This is a genomic window from Sphingomonas sp. Leaf17, assembly GCF_001421505.1.
Classification (GTDB): Bacteria; Pseudomonadota; Alphaproteobacteria; order Sphingomonadales; family Sphingomonadaceae; genus Sphingomonas.
Genome location: NZ_LMKL01000001.1, coordinates 620,956 through 642,653 on the forward strand (window position 1 = coordinate 620,956; position 21,698 = coordinate 642,653).

Consider the following 21,698-nt stretch of genomic DNA (forward strand, 5'->3'; position numbering starts at 1 on the left):
CCTCTGCCGATGTTGCGCCAACGCAGCCGGACGCCGGTCTGGATCGCGCTTTCCTGGCGGATCCTGCTCGCGCTTGGCTTGATCGGCGTGGCACTGGCTGTCCACTGGTTCGATCGGGACGGGTTGCGCGATAACAGCGACGGCTATGTGAGCCTGATCGACGTCGTCTATTTCACGATGATTACCGTCACGACCGTCGGTTACGGCGACATCGTGCCCGTGACCGACCGGGCGCGGCTGTTCGACACGTTCGTGGTGACACCGGTCCGACTGTTCGTGTGGCTGATCTTTCTCGGCACCGCCTATAATTTCGTCTTCAAGCAGGTTTGGGAGAAATGGCGCATGCGCGTCCTGCAACGCGATCTTCGCGGCCACGTCATCGTCGCCGGTCACGGGACCAGTGGCACGGAGGCCGTGGCCGAGCTGATCCGGCGGGGTCGCAAGCCCGGCGAGATCGTGGTCATCGACCCGCGCGCCGACGCGCTCGACACGGCGGAGGGCGAAGGCGTGATCGTGCTGGCCGGAGACGCGACGCGCAACGCGACGCTGGAGGCTGTCAGGGTCGGCCGTGCCAGCGCGCTCATCGTCGCTGCGGGTCGCGACGATACGTCGATCCTGATCGTGCTGACCGCTCGTCGCCTTGCCGTCGATCTGCCGATCAGCGTCGTCATCCGATCGGAGGATAACGAGGCGCTGGCGACGCAGGCCGGTGCCAACACCGTTATAAACCCCGCCAGCTTCGCCGGCCTGCTGCTTGCCGAGTCGACCAGCGGGCCGCATCTGGCCGACTACATGATGGATCTGGCCGGGCTTCACGGCGCGGTTTCGCTCCACGAGCGCGCGGTCGCACCGCACGAGATCGGCACGCCGATGTCCGGCCTCACGACCGGAATGGGCCTCCGCGTCTATCGCGGCGGACAACGCTATGGCTTCTGGCAATCGGAGGTCTCGGCGCTCGAAGCCGACGATCGGATCATCGAGATCGTGCCGACGACGACCTGATGCCCGCGAGGTGCCTTCCACGCTGTACCGACTATCCGGCCAACCCCGCCCTGATCGCCAATGCGGCACGGTCCAGCACGCGAATGCTGCCATAGGAGAGGCGCACCATACCCAGGGCGGCCATCGCGGCGAGTTGTCGGTTCATGGTCTGGCGGGACAGTCCCAGCATGACGGCGATGTCCTCCTGCCGAAGATGGAGATCGGGCGCATCGGCCGTCGTTCGGGTCAGGATCGACCTGGCAATCCGCGATCGCGGCGGCAGGCCGATCTGGGCGATAAACTCCAGCGCGATCCGCTCGTGCCGGCACGCCAGCGTCCCGAGGTCATGGTAGATGAGGGGCATCGCTACCGCCAGTCGCGCCAGCGCCGGCATCGTGACATGCAACAGCCTGACGGAGCCGTGCGCGATGGCATCGTGAGGACGCGGCCCGCCATCAATCGCCGAAACCTCCCCGAACCAGTTGCCCGGCGTCAGGGCGAGCGCCAGCGATTCAAGCCCCGGCGACGGATAGTGCTTCAGTCGCACCTGCCCCTCCAGAACGGCCCAAAGCCCGTTCGGCGGGTCGCCGGTCGCATAGATCCCGGCCCCGTCCGCCGCGCGGCTGGTTCGGCCGTTCAGGATCAGGGCATCGCGGCGATCAGGGGGCAATGCACCGAACCAGGCATCCCCGGACAACGTCAACTGATCGCGATGATCCATGGGCAATGCTTGCAGAACCGACTGAAATGTCAATCTCGCGACATTCCTCGTGGATTGCCCGTGGTAGCTGTCGCGGCCTAGGCGGAGAGGACATCAGACAATGGCGACAGCCCTGCACCAGCAGACCATGCGTGACGTGGTATCGGACGAGGAATGGGCGATGCGGGTGGATCTGGCCGCAGCCTACCGGCTCGTGGCGCTTTACGGGTGGGACGACCTGATATTCACGCATCTGTCGGCGCGGGTGCCGGGTCCCGAGCACCATTTCCTCATCAATCCATACGACATGATGTTCGAGGAGATCACCGCCTCCAGTCTCGTCAAGATCGACGGAGACGGCAACACGGCCATGGACACTCCCTCTCCCGTGAACCGGGCGGGTTTCGTCATCCACTCGGCCGTTCACGGCGCACGGCATGACGCGGTCGCGGTGCTGCATCTCCACACCCCCTATGGCCAGGCGGTATCGGCGATGGCGTGCGGATTGCTGCCGCATACGCAGACCGCGATGATCGCCGGTCGCGACATCGCCTATCACGATTTCGAGGGCATCGCGACCGACCTTGACGAGCGCGAACGGCTCGTTGCCGATCTCGGCACCAAGAGCGCCATGATCCTGCGCAATCACGGAACCCTGACGGTCGGCGAGACGGTGGCGCAGGCGTTCGTCCGGATGTATTTCCTGGAACGCGCCTGCGAGGCCCAGGTGCTGATGCTGTCGGCGGGCCGGGACGGTCTGAACGAACCGCATCAGGGCGTGGCGCAGAAGGTGGAAAGCCAGTCCGCGGGTGCCGCGATGAGCATGGTTTCGGATCGGCTGTCATGGCCCGCGCTGCTGCGCAAACTGGACCGGATTGATCCGGGTTTCCGGCATTGACCGGCCTGCGGGGGATCGGCCTGCGGGAAACCGGCAGGGACGCGCGCGGTCGCTGTCACGGGTTCAAGGGGGTGCAGGCGCGATGACCCAGTTCGGCGATTACCAGAATGCCGTGTATCTCGCCGGCCTCAACGGCGTACTTCCCACCGTACCGGTCGATTTCGCCAACCTCGAACGACGAGCGGCGGCGGCGCTTCCCACGCATCTGCTGAACTATGTTCAGGGTGGTTGCGGGGACGAACTGACCCAGCGCCGCAATGCCGGCGGCTTTGCACGGTGGGGCATGACGCCGCGGATGATGGTCGACACGTCGGTCCGGGATCTGTCGGTCGAATTGTTCGGGATGCGCCTGCCGTCGCCTGTGTTCATGGCACCGATCGGCGTCGCTGGTCTGTGTTCGCAGGACGGGCATGGCGACCTTGCCGCCGCACGGGCGTCTGCGGAAACCGGCGTTCCGCTGATGATTTCCACGCTGACGAACGACCCGATGGAGACCATTGCAGAGGCGGTCGGCGAAACCCCGGCGTTTTTCCAGTTGTACACGCCGAAGGACAAGGCGCTGGCCGAGAGCCTGGTCACCCGGGCCGGGGCGGCGGGATACCGGGCAATCGTCGTGACGCTCGACACATGGACGACCGGCTGGCGGCCGCGCGACCTGAACGGCGGCAGTTTCCCCCAGTTGCGCGGACACGTCCTGCAGAACTACTTCAGCGATCCCGTCTTCCGCGCGATGCTATCCCGCCCGCCCGAGCAGGACGTGCCGGCGGCGGTGCGGCAATGGATGGCAACGTTCGGCAAGGTGCTGGTGTGGGACGATCTGGCCTGGCTGCGGTCGATCACGAAACTGCCGATCGTGCTGAAGGGTATTTGCCATCCCGACGACGCCCGCCGCGCCGTGGATGCCGGCGTTGACGGTATCTACTGCTCCAACCACGGTGGCCGGCAGGCCAATGGCGGCATAGCGGCCATCGACCATCTGCCCGGCGTGGTTGCTGCTGCGGGAAACGTGCCGGTCCTGTTCGACTCCGGGATCCGCTCCGGTACCGATGTCGTCAAGGCCCTTGCGCTCGGGGCGCGCGCGGTCGGGGTCGGGCGGCCCTATCTCTACGGACTGGCTCTCGGCGGCGCGGCCGGCGCGGCGCATGTGCTTCGGTGTATTCTTGCGGAAGCCGATCTCATGATGGCGGTGAATGGATGGCCGACGATTGCCGACCTGCGTTCAGCCGGCGCGGAGCGGGTGGCATGACGCGTCCCCTGCCCCGGGCGTTCGGCTTCGACGTATTCGGAACCGTCGTCGACTGGCGCGGCGGGGTGATCCGCGATGCCGCCGTGTTCCTCGCGCATATCGGCCGTACGGATGTCGATCCGGCCGGTTTCGCCGATGCATGGCGTCGGCGCTATCTCGATACGATGCGCGCCTACGCGACATCCGGTCGCAATTTCGTGACCCTGGACGTTCTGCATCGCGAGATGCTGGACGAAACGCTGCGCGCGATCGCGGTCGATCCGGACGCGCTGGACGAGTCCCTGGTCGCTGACCTGAACCGGTCGTGGCACCGGCTCGATCCATGGCCAGACGCCGTTGCGGGCATCGCGCGCCTGAAGACGCTCTGTCCGGTGGTGACGCTGACCAACGGCAACATCGCGCTGATGCTGGCCATGGCGCGACGCGGCGGATTACCGTGGGACGCGCTGCTCGGAGCCGAAGTCACACGCGTCTACAAGCCCGATCCAGCCGCCTATCTCCGGACAGCCGCGATCCTTGGACTTGCGCCGTCGGACCTGTGCCTGGTCGCCTCCCACCATGCCGATCTCGCCGCCGCGCGTGCCTGCGGTCTCGCTACCGCCTATGTGGCCCGCCCGATGGAGTTCGGTGGCGCGCCCGCACCCGATGCCAGTGCAAGGCAGGTCTGGGACTGGTCATGTGAGGGTATCGACGACCTTGCCGACCAGATGGGGTGCTGACGTCCTGACGCGGGTCTCTCTCTGCTCTGTGTCCGCCTTATCTCCGACAGCGGAAGCTCCATGGTGGAACCGGGGAAAGACCGCGGTATCCGCACCATCAGCCGCCCGGGCCGACCAGACGACAGACCGGGAGCAGGCTGGCCGGCCAAGGCGGATCATCTGCACGCCGACCTCTAGCGATCGGCACGCAGGATCCGTTCGCGCCCCGCATCGCGCTATTCGGGCAGCGGGTCGAAGCTGATCGTCGATTGCAGTTCCAGCGTCCCCGGGCCGATCGCCATCGGACAGCGAACCCCCGGCATCGCCACCACGTCGAACACTTCGGTAATGAAACCTTCCAGCCGGATCCATTCGACGATGTCGCCGGTCGCCAGATTGACGATCAACACCCCGCACCATGGGTCGGCATCGCGCGCCGCCAGCGCGTCGTCCAGGTCCAGCCCGGCGAAATTGCCCTTGCGCGGTTTCGATACGGTGACGATCGCATGCCCGTCATGCAGGGCAAGCCCGCGCAGGAAGCCGGGGCAGAAGGCGATGTCGGTCCGCGTGCCCGTTACCGGATCGACCCGGACGATCCACCCGCGCCCGGAATCAAGCAGGATCACGCTGCCATCGGCGTCCACGCGCGGGCTGTGCGGCATCGACAACTGGTCGGTGACGATGCGTCCCGACGGATATTCGATCAGCACCCCGCCCTGTTCACGTCGCGCGCGCCAGCCGGTGACGATATCGCTGCGGCTGACCGCCGTCAGATAGCGCGGCTGTCCGGCGACCATCGCCAGCCCGTTCAAGTGGCACCGGTCCTCGGGCGCAAGCCGGGTGATGAACGGCGGTTTCCACACCGGACGAAAGCTGTGCCGCACGTCGAGCGTCGCGAGACAGCTGTATCTGGTGTTCACGAACAGGACATGGCCGTCGGGGTCGACGCCCAGTTCGTGGATGTCGACATCGCCGGTGGTCTGGGCGTTGCGCGGTACCAGCACCTGATCGAACGCGCCGTTGCCGACCTCACCGGGCCGCAGCATGTTTTCCAGCCGCCACAGCTGGTCCAGCCCCCCCAGGTAGAGCCGGTCCTGTTGCCAGCACAGTCCCATCGCCCGCGTGAAATTCTGCTGGTTGAACGACACGCTGCCGTCGGGCAGGACACCGACCAGAAACAGTTGCCCGCTCTGGTAGCAACTGAACGCCAGGCTCAGCCGGTGCTGCGTCAACCACCCGCCAAAACCGCGCGATACCTGCAATTCGGTTGCCTTGGGGTCCAGCGTCGAGGGTTCGGTCGTCATCGGCGTCCTGCCTGAATCAAAAAATGCGGCGTCGGTGTTTCCCTAGGCGGAAAACGACCGACGCCGCGAGGGGCTTCCGGCGCGGAAGTCGTCAGAACCCGATACGCAACCCGACCCGGCCGCCGCCGCCGCGATAGGCGTCGCTGTACCGCCCCTCGCCCTCGATGAAGCCGGTGACCCGGCCGCTCGAAACGGCCATGCCCAGCTTGCCGACGCCGTACACCGGCAGGCGGTCGGTTTCGATCGCCACCGCGCTGCTGCCGGTGACGAAGCCGAACCGGTTGGCTGCGTCGAAGGTCTTCACCGCATTGCCCGAGGCGTAGATGGTCATCATCGTGCCGCCGCCGATATCGCGCATGCCGCCCAGCCGCAAACCGGCCTCGCCGCGCACGCTATGACCGTCGATCAGGCCGATCTCCGCGCCATAGGCACCCGTGGTGTCCAGGCTGGTGTCGAGATAGGTCACGCGGACCGCCGGCTCGACATAAAAGCCGTCATTGCCCAGCCGCAGGCCGGCCTCGACCCGGCCGCCCCAGCTCGATCCGTGGAATCGGTCCTTCACGCCAAGCGAGGCGAAATTGGTCCGCACGACATAGCGGTCATATTTGGCAAGCGCGTTGACGAAGACCGCACCGCTGTGCAGCCCGGCATAGACACCGCCGTTGAGCACATCGAGGTGAACGCGGTCGGCGCTGGCGGCAAACGCCATCATGCTGCTTTCATAGCCGCCGGTGACGCCGAAGCGCAGCGCGCCGCCGCCAGTGGCGATGTCGAAACCGCCCTGACCGCCGAAGCCGTCCTGCTTGTAGCCCAGGTCGACGCTCTGCGCGAAGCCCGAGGTGCTGTAGAGGCCCAGTTCATGCCGGCTGACCACGCCGCCCCGCGCCTGATACCACAGCCCCTTGTCCGGTGCCGCAGCATCGCGGACGTTCGCGAGATGTGCGGTGACCGCGTCCGCCGAATCCATCGACGCGGATTGCACACCCTCGCCGATCTTGGCGACCTTGTATGCGGTCGGGGCCGGAGCGCCGACCAGCGTGAACGCGGTGTTGGCCGTATTGGCCACCAGGCCGTACTGGATGAAGCCGCGCGCCTGCGATCCCGCTGCCAGCGTGAACGCGTCCGATGCCGTACCGCTGCCCGTCTGGACCAGCGTGATACCCGAAACGAGCACCGCATCGCCGGTCGTCACCGGGTTGACGACCAGGGCCGTGCTGCCGGTCGTGGCACCGCCGACGATCAGGCGATCCGCCACGCCGCTCGCGAAGTTCACGTCGAGCGCCAGCGTGCTGTTGCCGCTGCCGACGAATGCACCGCTGGTCGTCAGCGTGTCGCCGGCAATGCCGCTGCGCAGGTCGATCAGGCCGCTGTTGGCCAGACGCTCCAGCCCGGTCACCGACCGCGACCGCGCGGTGGTGCCCCCGGTCAGCGCCAGCGTGCCGCTGTTGGTCAACAGATCGGTGCCGTCGCCGAACGCCACGTCGCCGGCCAGCAGCAGCGTGCCGCTGTTGGCAAGCGTATCGTTGCCCGCGCCGAAGCTGGTGCCCGATGCCAGCGTCAGCCGCCCGCCATTGGTCACGCTGTCGGCCTGGTCGGTCAGTACCAGCGCACCGATGATCGTCCCGGTGTTCACGATCGTCGCCGCACCGCCCGTGACGCGGACCGCCGCGCCGCTGCCGCCGGCGATGGTGCCGGCATTGGTCAGTGTGCCGCCGGTCCTGCTGGCCAGCACGACCGCATCCCGGTTCCCCGCGATGGTCGCCCCCGACACCACCGTCAGCGCAGCGTTGGTGGCGGCGCGGACGTTGACCGCGTCGGCACCCGCTCCGGTCGCCGATACGCTGCCGACCGACACGCTCGCTTGGCCGGTGAGAGCCGCGACGTCGACCGCGGCGATGCCGCGACCGCTGGTGTTCAGGACGCCCGATACCGTCACTGGTCCGGTCGCCGTCACCACCGCGTCATTGCCCGATGCGATGATCCCCGCCGCCCCGGCCCCGGTTGTCGAAACCGACGCGGTGGAGACCCGGGCGAGACCACCCTGCGCCTCCACCACGACGGCATGTCCACGCGCGCCGGTGGTCGACACCGCGCCGGTCATGGCGATGGTGGCATTGCCGGCATAGCTCACCGCCGCGACGCCGCCATTGCCCTGACCGGTCACGCTCGCCGTTCCGCCCGATACGCTCGCGGTGCCGGCACTGGTCAGCGCGAAGGCCGCCGGCGTCGTTCCGCTGGCGATGCCGTCAGTGTTCGAAACGAGCGTCCCGAACGCCACGCTGGCGCCGGTCCCGCCATTGGCCAGCAGCGCGGCGAAGTCGGTATCGCCGGCCTTGCGGGCATTGGCGACCGTAACGGACGCCGTCCCGAAATAGGATATCGCCGCCGCCGCATGGGACGACTGCACCGATACCGTGCCCGATACGGTAATCGCCGCATCCCCCTGCTGCGTTGCGGCGGCATAGATGCCGGTCGCGCCGACCCCCGTGGTCGTGACGTTGGTGGCAGTGACGGTCGCCGGACCGAAGGACTGCGCCTCGATCCCGACCGCGCCTGCGCCGCTGGTCGTCACGGTACCCGCGACGATCCGCGCACCCGACACGCTTTCGACGGAGATGCCGCGCGATCCGGCACCCGTCGTCGTGACCGTGCCGACGGTCGCGCTGCCCGCGCCATAGGAGCGCACGAGCACGCCACGGGCATTGTCGCCGGTGGTCGACACGCTGGCCTGGGTCACGCTGGCCAGCGTACCCGAAGACCCCGCGTAGATGCCGGTCGCCCCGGCCCCGCTGGTCATCACGCGGCCATTGCCCGACACGACGACATTGCCGCCGCCACGCACGGTGATGCCCGCCTGGTTCTGCCCTGTTGTGGCAATCGTGCCGCCGTTCGCGACGGATGCCGCGCCATTCGCCGCGACCGAGATGATCCCGGTGCTGACGTCCGACACGCGGTCCAGCGGCAACGGACGGGGCGTTGTCGCCACCTGATCGGCATTGCCGGTCACGCTGCCGGTCACGGTGACGCTGGCGCTGTTGGCCGCCATCACCGCTACGCCCAGCGACCCCGCACCGGCCACCGTCATGGTATTCAGCACCACGGCGACGTCGCTGCCCGAGGCCCGGACACCGGCCGACCCGGCACCGGCGACACCGATCGTGCCGGTGCTGGCCACCGACACCGTGCCATAGGACGACGCGGCGATCGCATCGGATGCGACACCCCTGGTCGTCACGGTTCCGACGCCGACGTCAACGCCGGTGCCGCCCTGCGCGACAATTGCCGCCGACTGATCGCCGGTCGTGGACACCGCGCTCTGCGCGATGCTGACGGAACCATATTGCGACCCCGCAACCAGACCGGAGGCGCCGGCACCGGTCGTGGCGATGGTGCCGATGCCGGACACCGTTACCGGTCCGGCGCTCTGCAACAACACCGCCGCCTCGCCGAAGCCGCTGGTGCTGATCGCGCCGCTGTTGGCCAGCGTGACGCCGGCCCCGCCGGTCAGGTCAATCATCGCCGTGCCGGGAACGCTCTGGTCGGCGGTACCGGTGAAGCGTCCGGTAACCGCGGCTTCGATCGTGCCGGGCGTCACCGCGACGATCCCGCGCGAATCCGTACCGCTGACCACGGCATCGTTCACGGCGATGCGGATCGCCTCACCGGCCTGGGCCGACAGGATGGTCGACCCGGCCCCCGACACCGACAACAGCCCCGCGCTTTCCAGCGCAGCCTCTCCCCGGACACGGATCGTCACGAGATTGGCTCCGACACCGCTGGTGCTGCCGGTGTTGATGACGGCTCCGGCAGAAGCAAGCACATCGCCGAACGGCGACGTCGCCGCATCGACCCCGGTTGCGCCGTCGCCGCTGGTGGTCAGCGTGTCGATGACGGCCACCGCCGATCCGGTCCCGGTCAGATTGACCCCGGCCGAACGCGCGCCAAGCGTCACGATTTCGTCGGCAAGGACCAGCGTCGTTCCCGTGGCATCGCTGTTGCGGGTTTCCACCGCGTTGGCATCATCGCCGGCCGTGCCGACCTGGCTCAGGTTCACGATCATATTTCCGGCACTGGTCACCGCCCGGACACCCGAGGCACCGGCCCCGGCGGTCGTGATTGCGCCGCTTACCTGAACCGCCACATCGCCATTGCCATAGACCACCGCGCCATTGGCATAATCGCCGGTCGTGTCGATGTTGCCCGACATGGTCGCGGCCAGAGGGCCGTCAAACGCGACCAGACGAACGCCCTCCGCCACGGCTCCCGACGTCCGAATGTCGCCATTGATCTCGACCCCGATTGACCGACCGGCAACCTGGATACCGGTGCTGAAATCGCCTTTGGTCTCAATGCCACGCGTCGAGACCAGGACAGGGTCGCCATAGTAACTTCCGGAGACATTCACGCCGGTCGAAAACGCACCAGCGGTGGCAACGTTGCCGGACACCGTCACGGACGTGGCGCCCGGGCCATTGCCCAACACCTGAAGGCCCAAAGACCGATCGCCGAAAGTACGGATGTCCCCGGCCTCCACCGTAATGTCACCACCGCGCTGATTGGAGATCCAGGCACCGTCCGAATACGAACCCTGGGTTTCGATGGTCCCCAGTTTGGCGACGATCGCGCCGCTGGTCGTCCGGGCGCGGACGCCGGTCGATGCAAAACCCAGCGTCACGACATAGGGCGCGGCCAGATCGAGCGTGCCGGTTGTCGACAACGCGGTCACGCCGTTTTGGTAATCGCCGGTCGACACGATGCCGACATTGTCCCCCGAGCGCAGCGTGAGCTTGCCGGTCGTGGTGGCGAGACGCAGCGACGAGGTCGCCCGCCTCGGATCGCGCTCGACCGTCACATCGTCGGCCAGCACGACGCTCAGGTCGCGTACCGTCGAATCATAGCGGATGCCGTCGGCAAAGGGATTGCCCGCCGGCGTGCAGGTGACCGAACCGTTGGCGTCGACCGCACCGCACGCGTTGTTCGACTGCGCCTGCGCCCAGTCGGGCAGGCCGACCAGCAGGGCACCCGCCAGCGCCGTCGTCACCAGCAGTCCGACACGCGGCCCGGACTGGCGGACCGGCGTGCGCGGCGCTTCCGCCGCCGCCCGCGATTCCACCAGAATGATGCTGCTTCCGAATCCCGCCCCGAACAAACCCGTCATGTCATCATCCCCGATACCGTGCTGGCGCGACGTCCGGTTCACCCACTCGGGGCGTCCGGTCGCATTTCGCCATGATTGATCCCACGACCCTCCCCCAATGGCGGGCCGCATTCTTCCCCGGAACCGCCGCGCTGGCAGTTGATTTTTCTGTGCTGCAACCAGACCGGGCTATGGTCAACGGCATCGAAACCGTATGAAACATCTTGGTATAACATTGAGACGCATTGCTTTAAGCGCATCCGACCTGAGATGCGGCGGGCAAGGCCGGGCAGAGGATTGGCATGTTGGCGGCGACCATCAGAGACAGGGCCGACGAGGACACGGTGCGACAGAACAGACCACCGGAGGCAGCGGCAGGCGAGGACCGCGTACCGACCTTCATGGTTTCGTCCGCGGACGTGGGCGGCCCCGCCGCGCTGGCAAGCTATCGCCAGGCCGTTGACTCGGTCTTTGCCTGCATTCTGCCGGATAGGACGTCCGAGGCGGACTATACCTGCGACATCATGGCCTGGCACCTCGGCACCTTGATGTTCGGATCGTTCCGCAGCAGCGCCTTGTGCTTTGACCGGTCAGCCGACCGGGTCGCGATGAGCGGCATGGACCATATTCTCGTCCAGCTGTATCTGGAGGGCCGGTTTACCGGTCGGGCCGACGACAGGCCGATCACGGTCGGCAGCGGCGACATCTGCCTGTTCGATATGTGCGCGACGCTCGACACCTGCGCGAGCGATTTCCACAACCTGTCGTTCATGGTCCCTCGCGCCTTCTTCGATGCCGGTGTCGGCGACGCCGCCGCGCTGCACGGCGTCGTGCTGTCCGCCGACCGGCCGCAGACGGCATTGCTGGCCGACTATATCACCGCGCTGGCCCGACGGCTGCCGATGCTGGGCGCGCGCGATGCGGAGGCGGCGGCCAGTGCGACGATCCTGCTTCTGACCACGGTGCTCGGCACCTGCGACCGGTCGCAGCCGGTCGATCGGCCTCGGCGTGATCCCTCACCATTCCGCGCGATCGCGCTGTATATCGACCGCCATGCCGGCGACGCCGCGCTGGAACCGGGCCGGATCGCCGCGGCGTTCAATATCTCGCGTGCCACGCTGTACCGCATATTCGAACCGGTCGGCGGCGTATCGGACTATATCCGCCGCCGCCGCCTGACCGGCGCAGCGATCGACCTGGCCGCGATCGACGGGCGACGGCGCAAGGTGGCGGAGATCGCCTATCGCTGGGGATTTGCCAACGAGGCGACGTTCGGTCGTGCGTTCAAGGCGCATTTCGGCATCACCCCCGGCATGGCCCGCAACCAGCAACAGCGCACCTGGCTTGCCAAGGGATGCGGCGACCCCGACAACGCGCCCGAACGCCGGTTCGACGCCTGGCTGAAGACGCTGCGAAAATAGACGACGCACGGGCCGGCCATCTCATCAGGCCGGTTCGAACAACGCCACGGGTGCCGCCCGTCCAACGATCGGTAGAACTGGACTGACCGTGCCATCAGGCCCGGTCAGTCCTGCTTGTACGGGGACTTGGCGGTGCTGTCAGTCTTACGCGAACCGCTCTCCCCACGATGCAGTCAGGCCTTTGAGCGTAGCGGCCTAGCTTGCGAAGATCTGCCACTCCGCCAGGGCAGCGGAGCGTCGTGCCTTGTAGGTCTGGCGGTCGAAGAGATGACGTTCGAGGTTGAAGTGGTTGTGGACGTTGGCGTGGACGGAAGCGAACTTTTTTAGCGTCTTCATCCGGCGGAAACGTTGCATCGCACGTTCTAGTCGTCGGAACGGCAAGTGACTGTTCTCCACCCGGTTGTTTGCCCAGCGCCCCACCTCCTGCTTGTCGGCGTTGCCCAGGTCCTTCATCGCTACGCGATACGAGCGAAGCCCATCGGTGTTGATCTTGTCAGGCGAGCCATGGCGCTTGAGCGCCTTCTTCATGAAGGTGAGCGCTGCGTCCTTGTCGCGGGTCTTGGTGATGTAGCTTTCAAGTATCTCGCCCTTGTGATCGACAGCACGCCACAGGTACACCATCTCGCCATTCAGCTTCACGTACATCTCGTCCATGTGCCAGCGCCAGTGGCGGAAGCCTCCCATACGGTTGACCCGCTGACGACGGATGTCACCTGCGAACATCGGACCGAACCTGTTCCACCACATCCGCGCCGTCTCGTGGCAAATGTCGATGCCGCGCTCGAACAGCAGATCCTCCACGTTCCGCAACGACAGTGGGAAGCGAACGTACATCAGCACCACCAGTCGGATCACCTCAGGCGACGAGTTGAAGTAGCGAAAAAGGCTGATGGGTTTACGGGGGCGAGGCATTCGCCGCACCGACGCATCCTCCCATAACGATCGGTGCATTTGGTCTGACAGAGCCGTCCCGTGCTCTCGATTGCCGCTTCATCCGCAACTTCTGTCCTCCGCACCCCATGCTACGTTGCCTGACAGAGCCCGACGGCGCCCCTCTGAACCATCGCCGAGATCGCATCCGGTGCGAAGCCCAGATCGGTGAGGATCGCGGCACTGTGCTCGCCGACCTGAGGTGGACGGTTCATCGCCTCTCGTGGAGTGTCGCTGAGGGAGATAGGTGGGCCGACGATCGGCGCCGCGCTTGCGGTTCCAGGATAGCGTACATGCTCGACCAACCCTGACGCCTGCATCTGCGGGTGGGCCATGACCTCCGACGGGGCAAGCACCGGCCCCGCCGGGATGCGGGCAGCGCCGAGCAGGTCGATCGCCTCCTGGGTGGTTCGCGTTGCACACCAAGCGGCCATACGTTCGCTCAAAGCCGCGCCGTTATCGCCACGGGCCCTGTCGTCCGCGTAGCGCGGATCGTCGATCAGTTCAGGAGCGCCAACCAGATGCGCCCAGCGCGCGAAGATCGCGTTGCTGACGATCTGCGTCACGATCCAGCCATCCGACGTGCGAAAGATGTCGGTCGGTCCCGAACCATGACTGCGATTGCCCAGCGGCTTGCGCTCGATGCCGTTGAGGGCATGGTCAATCGACAACCCGTTGGTCATCGCAGTGGCCGTGCCCAGCAGCGATCCCGAAACCTGTTGTCCACGCCCGGTGCGGTCGCGTTCGCGCAACGCCATCATAGCACCGAATGCACAGTGCAGCGCGGTACCGAAATCCACATAATTGACCTGGGCGCGGTATGGCTGGTCGGCGGTGCCGGTCAGCGCCACCGCCCCGGACATCGCCTGTCCGATCGCGTCGAAGCCGACGTTCCGCGCCATCGGCCCCGCGTCACCGAATGCGGAGGCGGTAACGAGAATGATGTCGGGTTTGATGGCCGCAAGCGAGGCGAGGTCGAGATGCGCCGCCATCAGGGCATCGGCGGGCATGTTGGCGATCACGATATCGGCCGTCGCCACGAGCCTGCGCACGATCTCCCGCCCCTCTGGACTGCCAAGCGACAGGGCAAGCGACTTCTTGTTGCGATTGAGCTGAAGGAAAGCGGCCCCGGAACCGTCCTCTGCTACAGGTACGGTAAAGCGGTCCTCGTTGCCTCCAACGCGCTCGATGCGGATCACTTCGGCACCGAAATCGCCCAGCAGCGCCGCACAATATGGTCCCGCGATGTACCGTCCGAAATCGAGGACGCGGATGCCTGTCAGTGGCTGCATGGCTGGCCCTCTCGTCACGTGCGGCAATGGCATCGTGCTACACCATCACCGCTGGGCGACGCACACGAGCTTGTTTCCCGGAAGGCCATGCCGCGCGAGCCATCCGATGTCAGGGCTGCGGATCTCCGTCGCATGGGCCGAGGACAATGGATGTTGGCCCGTCGGCTTCGCAACTTCCGTTTTCCTGCCGTACTATTTCAACCACGGCAGGATGTTGTTCGACATCTCGATCTTCAACTGACCCGGTTGGTGCTCCGCCGTGATCTGGCGCCAGTCCACCGTCGCGATGGCGGGCGCCCCGCCTTCGATCGACGGCGCAATCTCCATGCGGCAGACCATTCCATGTTTGTAGGTCGGAAGATCGTAGTAAAAGCAGAAATCGCCCAGACCAAAGGCAACGGGCTTGCCGTCGACCAGCGCCATCTGCTGCGGGTTATGGGCGTGGTGTCCTACGATCGCGTCGAAATCGCGGGCGTATTCCGTTGCAAGCCTGACGATCTCGGGCCGCGGCCAGGCTTCGAGTTCGTATCCCCAATGGGGGTAGAGAATGTTGACCGCACCCGGCCGACAGTATTTCGCGGATTGGTTCGGCGCATGCAGATAGAGCATGTCGTCGGCGCGCTGGTTCGACCACATCGTGCCGGTCACGATTCGCACGCCGGGATCGGGATCGATCCACGGATCGTCCTTCATGCCGAAAAGCCGGTATCCCCGATCACGCAGGAGGGCGTTCGATCGCTCGAATACCGACAGGGGATAGTCGCCGCTGTGGTTATTGGCGAGCGACAGGTAAAACCGGGTGGGATCGAACAACGCGGCGAGATCATCGACGATCCGTTCGGCCTGCGGCTGTTCGAACCCGATCCAGACGCCCGGTCGCTTGGGGTGATCGTGGATCGTCGCTTCGAAATTGCCGATCAGGATATCGCATTCACCGACGAAGGCTTTGAGGTCGTCGCCGAATACCAGCGTTTTGTCGGCAATGTTCATGATGTCGCCGATGAACCCGATGCGCAGCGGCTTTACGGATGCTGCAGGCACAGCAAATCTCGTATCCTGCGTCAGGGGTGCGACAATGCCGGCATTTCGTAAGGTATCGACACCGCTGCGATTGCGACGGACGACACCGCGAGTTTCTAACAGGGAATAAGGGGTTGCGATCCGGCGCAGGAACCGTGTGCGCCGTTCGCGGCGGGCAACCCCGCTCATGCCGTCACCGTGATCGCAGCACGGGTCTGATACCGGTCGATCGCCGCCTCATCCAGGTCGACGCCCCAGCCCGGCCCATCGGGAACGGTGGCAAAGCCATCGTCATAGGTTAGTCGTCCCTGGATTAGCGAATGTTCGAGCATCGAATGTCCCTGCAATTCGGTCGCATGACGGATGTCGCGGGCGCGGGCGGCGTGAAGATGCAGCATCATGGCACTGCCGATGCCCGACGGCTGGTTGTGCAGGACCACATCGATGCCGCGCGCCGCGGCATAATCGATCGCCTGTAACGCTGCGGTCATTCCACCGGGCCGTTCGGCATTCAGGCCAAATACGCGCACCGCGCCCATTTCCGCGAGTGTCACCATGTCGCGCAGGCCGAACGCCCCTTCATGCGCCATGACCGGAACGTCGGTGCGCGATTGCAACCACGCCATTCCAGCATAGTCGTCCGCGCCGACCGGCTGTTCGGCAAAGTCGATGCCATAAGGCGCGATCGAGGTGATCGCCGCGAGTGCCTGCTGCGGGCTGTAGGCTTGGTTGTAATCCACGCGCAGGCGCACGTCGGGACCCACAAGCGCGCGAACCGCGCTGATAATCTCGACGTCACGGCGGATGCCGCCGCCCAGTTTGCAGCGAAACGTCCTGACACCCTTTTCCAAGCCCATGCCGACAAGCCGTTCGATCGTAGCGACATCGGTCAGCGGCACCACGATGGCCAACGGCACGCGATCGACTTGGCGTCCGCCACACAGATCCGAGACCGGCCGTCCGACACTCCGTGCCGCGACGTCGTACAGCGCGATATCCAGGACGCCCTTCGCCATTTCGTTGCGGGCGATATTGTCGTTCATTCGCGCAGCAATCGCCCGGATGTCGAACGCGGACCGGCCGATCACGAAGCGGGCGAGATGGCGTTCGACGACATCCGCGATCAGCGCGGGGGAGGTCGCGCTTTCGACCAGCCAGACATACGCATCGCCGATGCCGACGATGCCCGATTCGGTCGTCAGGCGACAGACGAGAATATCGGCGCCAAGCCAATGATCTTCGACCTTCAGCCCCATCGCGACCTTGCCCTCGCCACTTTGCAGTAACGCGCGAACCTCTTCACGGAACGGCACCCAGACTGGAAACAGTTCAAGCTTGGTGATTGCATCAACGTCGGTCGTCATGGCAGATCCTTTTCGATATCCAGCGTGCCGAGACCGGCCAGGGCCTGGCCCAAAACCTGCGCGCCGCGGGCGAGGACGGCAGCGCGCCATTCGTCGTCCTGCGGGTCGAACACCGCACGGATGCAGCCCTTGATCGATCGCGCCACATCCGGTGCCGGGTCGACCTGTCGGTGCAGCCAGTTGTCCGCGATGACGGCGGCGATCACCGGGGCGAGCGGTTCGGTGCCGAATTCCAGTGTCATCGGAATGACCCACGCCGCTACCGCCCGCTCTAGGCCGGCGTTCAGATATCCCCCCAGAACCGTCTGCTCGGCCGACGCCGGACGGGCGCTGACCATCATCGGGCCGAACCAGTCGGCAGTCAGCGTGCGATGCGGCTCATCCGGGTTGGCGGCCATCATCAACATGCCCAGACCACGCGGCCCGAGACCGGTGTGAACGTCCAGTTGAACGACGACGGCCGCCGCACCAAGTTCCTCGCGCCATATCCGCTCGATGGTGCGACGCGACCAAGTGGAACCAGCGCCACCGAACTGAATACCGGCGGGATCGTCATATTGCCCGCCGGACAAGGCCTTCATGAACGGCAGGTCGCCCATGTCGATGCGTAGTGATTCCAGCCGGTCGATCAGAGCGTCGGAATCGTCGAGTACGATCGGATTCACCGTCGGTGACAAGTTGCGATACATGCTGTTGGTGGGCAGCGGCGCCGTGAAATCGATGAAGTTGCGGTTGAGGTCGACGTTATCCTCGGTCACGCGGCGCAAATAGGCGAAACCGTGTGGGTTGACCCCATGGATCAATAGGAGCGCCACCCCATCGGGAAGCACGGGCGCAGCCTGGATCAGGGCAAGCTGGATCGCCGAGCCGCTGAACCCTTCTGCGCCATGGGTCGCACTGTTGATGACCAGAACACGGTTCGCGTCCGCCGGTCCGCGCCGCAGCACGTCGAGTGCCAGCGGCTCCCCGGATGGCCCGTATTCGGGGTGCATGATCGCGCGGTGCGACCAGTCTGCGCCGGCCGCCGCTGCCAGAAGGCGTTGCCGTGCGGTGGCATAGTCGGGGGAGAACGGATTGTCGCTCATGCCGCCTGCTCTCCTGCGTCGATCATCCGCCCGCCGATCATCGTTGCGCAGACCCGCAGATCGCCGATCGCGGCAGGATCGATCGCAAGGGGGTCGCGATCGAGAATGACCAGATCGGCCCGCTTGCCGACCTCCAGCGTTCCCTTTTCCTGCTCCTCGAACTGAAGGAAGGCGGCGTTCCGCGTATACATCGCTAAAGCTTCTGCGACGGTTACGCCCTGTTCGGGGTAGAAACCGCCGCGGTTGACCGCGAAATCCAGCGCCGCAATCACGTCGGTCGCTTCGATCGGGGCATCGGACGATCCAGCGACGACGATGCCGGCATCCAGAAAATCGCGGAACGGATAAGCGTGGGCGACGCGCGCCGCGCCGAGCCGGGTCGGCAGCCACGCGCGTTCCGACCGGATGAACAGCGGTTGCGTGCAAATGCACAGGTCGATCGCCTTGATCCTCGCGATCAGCGCACGATCGGCGATCGAGGCATGTTCGATCCGGTGGCGATGGTCGTCACGCGGATGCGCCGTCAGCAGGCGTTCGAACAGATCGACACAGGTCGCGATGCCGCTGTCACCGATGGCGTGGATGCAGATCTGGTAACCGGCAACATGAGCCGCCTCCATACGCGCGTAGATGTCCTCCGGCGCCAGCGTAAGATAGCCGTGGGTGCAGCTGTTGTCGGCATAGGGTTCGGTCATGCAGGCCGTGCACGAGCCGAAGGTGCCGTCAGCGAAAATCTTGATGGCTCGTGCGCGCGTACCCGCCGATGGATCGTCCAATGCGCTGCCCGCCAGTGATCTGATGCCATCCAGGCTGCGGCCGATGACGATGGCGTAGATCGATTGCGGAATGCGGTGGCGCAACATCGGCATGGCGCGCGTTTCGCGGCGAGCGGCGGCACCACCCGGCCCCTCGTCATCGCTTTGCAGCATCGCACCGATCGACGTGACGCCAGCCTGGGCCATGCGCTCGAACAGCCGTTCACCCGCTGCCAGCAGCCGCTCCGCCGATGGCCCCGGTTTCGCCGCCAGCGGCAAACCAACCGCTTTTTCGTAAAAGCACCCATCGGGCAGCCCGGCCGCATCGCGACCGATCGTCCCGCCTGGCGGATCGGCCGTGCCCGCATCGAACGCCATCGCCGCCAGCACCTGGCTGTTGCAGATGACGCAGTGACCGTCCCGCGTGTAGATCAGGACCGGCAGATCGGGAAACCAGGCGTCCAGCATGGTCGCATCCAGCCTCTCATCCGCAGCAAGGCGATTGGTTTCGAATTGCACGGCGACCAGCCATTCTCCGGTCGTCAGCACCGTCGCCTGCCGACGCAATCGGTCCCTGACTTCCGCCAGCGTATGCGCACCATCCAGGTCGGCGCTGGCTGCGAAAAACATCATCGGCAACGGGTGGAGGTGCGCGTCGATAAAGCCCGGCAGTAGCGCGCGTCCCTCGAGCGCAATGTCGACCACGTCACGGCCTGCCATCGCGCGTGCGTCTCCCAGCGATCCGACGAAGGCGATCCGGCCCTCCTGCACCAGCAGGCTTTCGGGCCGTGCGGCGCCCGCTTTTGGCGTCATGGTGACGATCGGGCCACCGTAAAATAACTGACCGGGCACCGCTCTCTCCTGCCTCTTTGCCCAGTGATGACAGGCCGCACAAAACGTGTCTATAGTTATTACTATACAGATAGGGAGAGACGAACGTGGCAGCGAAGATACCGAAGACGGGCTGGCTGTGGGCATCGTTCGACTGGGCGCGCAGCCCCTTCTATTTCGTCGTCGTCATCTATGTCTTCGCACCGTTCTTCGCGCAGCATCTGGTCGGTGACCCGGTGCGCGGACAGGCGCTGTTCGGAGTCGCCGTGACGACGGCCGGCGTTGTAATGGCGATCATCGCACCCTTTCTTGGCGGGGTCATGGATCAGGGCGGTGCCAAGAAGCCGGTGCTGGCGGGGCTGATGATCGTCCTCGCGCTCTCCAGTGCGTTGTTGGGGCTGGCTGTCCCCGGCGCGTCGAGCGCAGTGCCGCTGGCGATGACGTTCCTCGTCATCGCAGGTTGTGCCTATTCGGTGTCCGAACTGTTCCACAACGCGCTGTTGCCCGTTGCCGGGATCAGAACCGAAATTCCGCTGATTTCCGGTCTTGGCCTGTCTGCGGGCAGCGCCGCCTCGGTCCTCGTCCTGCTGGCGATGCTCCTCGCGTCGAAGGCACCGCCCTTCGGGCTGACACCATCGGACGTGGCCCGCTTGTCCGGGCCGGTCTGTGCGCTGTGGATGGGCCTGTTCATCATTCCGTTCCTGCGCTGGATGCCAGATTTAGCAGGAGCGGCCGGAACGTGGCGTGAGGTACGAATCCTGCCCGAGAGATGGCAACCCTTCGCTCACGGTCGCGCGCTCTTCGCCCAATATCCGGCAGTGATGCGCCTGTTGGTCGCGCGCATGATCTTCATGGACGGGCTGACCGCGCTGTTCTCGATCGCGGGTGTCTATGTTGCGGGCATGTTGGGCTGGAACCGCGCTGAAACCGCCGCTTTGGGCATCAGCGCCACGATCGCGGCAGTCGCTGGTGGTTTTCTTGGCGGGTGGCTCGACCGCCGGTTCGGATCGCGCAACGCCATTCTGATCGAACTCTGTGCGATCACCGCGATCTTCATCTTTCAGGTCGGCATCAGCCCCGACGCCCTGCTGTTCGGTGCAATCCCGATCGATGCGGCCACGAATGACGCGGCGATGTTCGCCGGTGCGGCAGATCGCGCCTATCTTTACGCCGCCATCCCGATCAGCGCGTTCATCGTCGCAGCCTACAGCTCCTGCCGATCGTTGCTGGTGACGCTCAGTCCCCCAGATCAGATCGGGCGGTTCTTCGGGCTGTATGCGATGACCAGTACCGTCACTGTCTGGGTCGGTCCGGGCCTGGTGACGCTGGTCACGGTCCTGTCGGGCAGCCAGCGGGCGGGCTTCGGTAGCCTCATCCTGCTGTTCGTTATCGGCTGCATCCTGATGATGCGGGTCCCTTCTACTCAAAACAACGCATAGACTTCCGTCACCGCGTCCGCCGCATGCATGAGCACGGCGGACGTGTCGGCGAAGTCGGTTTCGAACAACATTTCGATCGCCGCATATTTCAGGTCTTGAGCCAGGAGGCAGCGGACCCGCAGATCGTCGCGCGTGCGCGCCAGTCCCTGTTCGATGAAATAGTCCGCAACCAGAGACGCCATCGCCCGATGCGAATCGCGCCGGATATGCGCCAACGCGGGAACCGCCCTCATGCAGACGAGCAGTTGATAGCCCGCGGGAAACGATCGCGTGACGGCCAATCCCTGCGCGATACTGCGCGCGACCGCCTCGCGCAGGTCGTCGCGCGTGCGCACCCTGATACCCGTATCGACGCGGATGACCTCGGTCTGCGCGTGCATGAGTTGCTGGGCAAGTTCGCCCAGGATCGCGTGTTTGTTGGCGAAGTAATGATAGAGGGTTGGCGGGGTCACCCCCGCGCGCCGTGCGATGACGTTGGTGTTGAGCTGCTCCAGCCCCTTTTCGACCAGGATGTCTTGCGTCGCGCGCAGCAGGCGATCACGCGCCGGGGCTTCGTCTGGCAGGCTCATCGATCACAGCTAGGGTCCCGCCACCCCT

17 protein-coding genes are annotated in these 21,698 nt (G+C 65.6%); 7 read left to right on the plus strand and 10 right to left on the minus strand.

What is annotated here, in order from left to right:
* Positions 1 to 9 precede the first annotated feature (9 nt).
* On the plus strand, positions 10 to 1,002 hold the full coding sequence (locus ASE75_RS02845) for a potassium channel family protein (protein ID WP_235512491.1): 993 nt from the start codon (positions 10 to 12) through the stop codon (positions 1,000 to 1,002).
* Positions 1,003 to 1,033: 31 nt separating this feature from the next.
* On the opposite strand, the gene ASE75_RS02850 is transcribed toward ASE75_RS02845, so the two are convergent.
* Positions 1,034 to 1,735 carry a Crp/Fnr family transcriptional regulator gene (locus ASE75_RS02850; protein WP_156340063.1) on the minus strand — a complete coding sequence of 234 codons (702 nt, stop codon included), beginning with the start codon at positions 1,733 to 1,735 and terminating at the stop codon, positions 1,034 to 1,036.
* Positions 1,736 to 1,802: 67 nt separating this feature from the next.
* Between ASE75_RS02850 and ASE75_RS02855 the strand changes: the two genes are divergently transcribed.
* The 3 genes from ASE75_RS02855 (at position 1,803) to ASE75_RS02865 (ending at position 4,544) form a co-directional block, all read left to right on the plus strand.
* Positions 1,803 to 2,579, plus strand: a complete 777-nt coding sequence (locus ASE75_RS02855) for a class II aldolase/adducin family protein (RefSeq protein WP_055928393.1) — start codon at positions 1,803 to 1,805, stop codon at positions 2,577 to 2,579.
* 82 nt (positions 2,580 to 2,661) lie between these two features.
* Positions 2,662 to 3,825: an alpha-hydroxy-acid oxidizing protein gene (locus ASE75_RS02860; protein ID WP_055928398.1), complete on the plus strand. Its 1,164-nt coding sequence runs from the start codon at positions 2,662 to 2,664 to the stop codon at positions 3,823 to 3,825.
* Positions 3,822 to 4,544 carry a haloacid dehalogenase type II gene (locus ASE75_RS02865; RefSeq protein WP_055928400.1) on the plus strand — a complete coding sequence of 241 codons (723 nt, stop codon included), beginning with the start codon at positions 3,822 to 3,824 and terminating at the stop codon, positions 4,542 to 4,544. Before ASE75_RS02860 ends, ASE75_RS02865 begins: the two co-directional genes overlap by 4 nt.
* Before the next feature lie 215 nt (positions 4,545 to 4,759).
* Here the strand turns inward: ASE75_RS02865 and ASE75_RS02870 are convergent, their stop codons facing one another.
* Complete coding sequence (locus ASE75_RS02870; RefSeq protein WP_055928403.1) at positions 4,760 to 5,827, minus strand: TIGR03032 family protein; 1,068 nt, start codon at positions 5,825 to 5,827, stop codon at positions 4,760 to 4,762.
* Between the two features lie 91 nt (positions 5,828 to 5,918).
* Positions 5,919 to 10,985, minus strand: coding sequence for an autotransporter outer membrane beta-barrel domain-containing protein (locus ASE75_RS02875; RefSeq protein WP_162233700.1), 5,067 nt, complete (start codon positions 10,983 to 10,985; stop codon positions 5,919 to 5,921).
* 71 nt (positions 10,986 to 11,056) lie between these two features.
* On the opposite strand from ASE75_RS02875, the gene ASE75_RS15995 reads away from it, so the two are divergent.
* Both ASE75_RS15995 and ASE75_RS02880 read left to right on the plus strand, forming a co-directional pair.
* Positions 11,057 to 11,182, plus strand: coding sequence for a hypothetical protein (locus tag ASE75_RS15995; protein WP_268796012.1), 126 nt, complete (start codon positions 11,057 to 11,059; stop codon positions 11,180 to 11,182).
* Between the two features lie 183 nt (positions 11,183 to 11,365).
* Positions 11,366 to 12,385, plus strand: coding sequence for a helix-turn-helix domain-containing protein (locus ASE75_RS02880; RefSeq protein WP_162233701.1), 1,020 nt, complete (start codon positions 11,366 to 11,368; stop codon positions 12,383 to 12,385).
* Positions 12,386 to 12,580: 195 nt separating this feature from the next.
* On the opposite strand, the gene ASE75_RS02885 is transcribed toward ASE75_RS02880, so the two are convergent.
* From ASE75_RS02885 to ASE75_RS02910, 6 genes are all read right to left on the minus strand, one after another.
* Complete coding sequence (locus ASE75_RS02885; RefSeq protein WP_055928415.1) at positions 12,581 to 13,297, minus strand: IS6 family transposase; 717 nt, start codon at positions 13,295 to 13,297, stop codon at positions 12,581 to 12,583.
* Positions 13,298 to 13,407: 110 nt separating this feature from the next.
* A complete protein-coding gene (locus tag ASE75_RS02890) occupies positions 13,408 to 14,640 on the minus strand; it encodes a CaiB/BaiF CoA transferase family protein (RefSeq protein WP_235512492.1) in 1,233 nt (410 codons plus the stop codon).
* Between the two features lie 159 nt (positions 14,641 to 14,799).
* Entirely contained in the window at positions 14,800 to 15,816 is a 1,017-nt protein-coding gene (locus ASE75_RS02895; protein ID WP_082463747.1) for a CapA family protein, read from the minus strand.
* Positions 15,813 to 16,991 carry a mandelate racemase/muconate lactonizing enzyme family protein gene (locus ASE75_RS02900; RefSeq protein ID WP_055928424.1) on the minus strand — a complete coding sequence of 393 codons (1,179 nt, stop codon included), beginning with the start codon at positions 16,989 to 16,991 and terminating at the stop codon, positions 15,813 to 15,815. Before ASE75_RS02900 ends, ASE75_RS02895 begins: the two co-directional genes overlap by 4 nt.
* The gene (locus ASE75_RS02905) at positions 16,988 to 18,076 is read right to left on the minus strand and encodes a DUF2817 domain-containing protein (protein WP_055928427.1); all 1,089 of its coding nucleotides are present in this window, start codon (positions 18,074 to 18,076) and stop codon (positions 16,988 to 16,990) included. The genes ASE75_RS02900 and ASE75_RS02905 overlap by 4 nt, the downstream gene beginning before the upstream one ends.
* The gene (locus ASE75_RS02910) at positions 18,073 to 19,809 is read right to left on the minus strand and encodes an amidohydrolase (RefSeq protein ID WP_082463749.1); all 1,737 of its coding nucleotides are present in this window, start codon (positions 19,807 to 19,809) and stop codon (positions 18,073 to 18,075) included. The genes ASE75_RS02905 and ASE75_RS02910 overlap by 4 nt, the downstream gene beginning before the upstream one ends.
* Between ASE75_RS02910 and ASE75_RS02915 the strand changes: the two genes are divergently transcribed.
* Entirely contained in the window at positions 19,770 to 21,101 is a 1,332-nt protein-coding gene (locus ASE75_RS02915) for an MFS transporter (protein WP_055928432.1), read from the plus strand. The two genes, ASE75_RS02910 and ASE75_RS02915, sit on opposite strands and share 40 nt — an antisense overlap.
* Here ASE75_RS02915 and ASE75_RS02920 read toward each other — a convergent pair.
* On the minus strand, positions 21,086 to 21,670 hold the full coding sequence (locus tag ASE75_RS02920; RefSeq protein WP_055928435.1) for a TetR/AcrR family transcriptional regulator: 585 nt from the start codon (positions 21,668 to 21,670) through the stop codon (positions 21,086 to 21,088). The two genes, ASE75_RS02915 and ASE75_RS02920, sit on opposite strands and share 16 nt — an antisense overlap.
* Positions 21,671 to 21,698: the final 28 nt, after the last annotated feature.

Excerpts from the sequence above, each read along its gene's own strand:
- ASE75_RS02890 (WP_235512492.1), bottom strand. The coding sequence starts at position 14,640 with ATGCCATTGCCGCACGTGACGAGAGGGCCAGCCATGCAGCCACTGACA.
- ASE75_RS02865 (WP_055928400.1), top strand. The coding sequence starts at position 3,822 with ATGACGCGTCCCCTGCCCCGGGCGTTCGGCTTCGACGTATTCGGAACC.
- ASE75_RS02900 (WP_055928424.1), bottom strand. The coding sequence starts at position 16,991 with ATGACGACCGACGTTGATGCAATCACCAAGCTTGAACTGTTTCCAGTC.
- ASE75_RS02905 (WP_055928427.1), bottom strand. The coding sequence starts at position 18,076 with ATGAGCGACAATCCGTTCTCCCCCGACTATGCCACCGCACGGCAACGC.
- ASE75_RS02880 (WP_162233701.1), top strand. The coding sequence starts at position 11,366 with ATGGTTTCGTCCGCGGACGTGGGCGGCCCCGCCGCGCTGGCAAGCTAT.
- ASE75_RS02845 (WP_235512491.1), top strand. The coding sequence starts at position 10 with ATGTTGCGCCAACGCAGCCGGACGCCGGTCTGGATCGCGCTTTCCTGG.
- ASE75_RS02875 (WP_162233700.1), bottom strand. The coding sequence starts at position 10,985 with ATGACGGGTTTGTTCGGGGCGGGATTCGGAAGCAGCATCATTCTGGTG.
- ASE75_RS02855 (WP_055928393.1), top strand. The coding sequence starts at position 1,803 with ATGGCGACAGCCCTGCACCAGCAGACCATGCGTGACGTGGTATCGGAC.
- ASE75_RS02910 (WP_082463749.1), bottom strand. The coding sequence starts at position 19,809 with ATGCCCACAGCCAGCCCGTCTTCGGTATCTTCGCTGCCACGTTCGTCT.
- ASE75_RS02860 (WP_055928398.1), top strand. The coding sequence starts at position 2,662 with ATGACCCAGTTCGGCGATTACCAGAATGCCGTGTATCTCGCCGGCCTC.
- ASE75_RS15995 (WP_268796012.1), top strand. The coding sequence starts at position 11,057 with ATGATTGATCCCACGACCCTCCCCCAATGGCGGGCCGCATTCTTCCCC.
- ASE75_RS02920 (WP_055928435.1), bottom strand. The coding sequence starts at position 21,670 with ATGAGCCTGCCAGACGAAGCCCCGGCGCGTGATCGCCTGCTGCGCGCG.
- ASE75_RS02870 (WP_055928403.1), bottom strand. The coding sequence starts at position 5,827 with ATGACGACCGAACCCTCGACGCTGGACCCCAAGGCAACCGAATTGCAG.
- ASE75_RS02885 (WP_055928415.1), bottom strand. The coding sequence starts at position 13,297 with ATGCCTCGCCCCCGTAAACCCATCAGCCTTTTTCGCTACTTCAACTCG.
- ASE75_RS02895 (WP_082463747.1), bottom strand. The coding sequence starts at position 15,816 with ATGAGCGGGGTTGCCCGCCGCGAACGGCGCACACGGTTCCTGCGCCGG.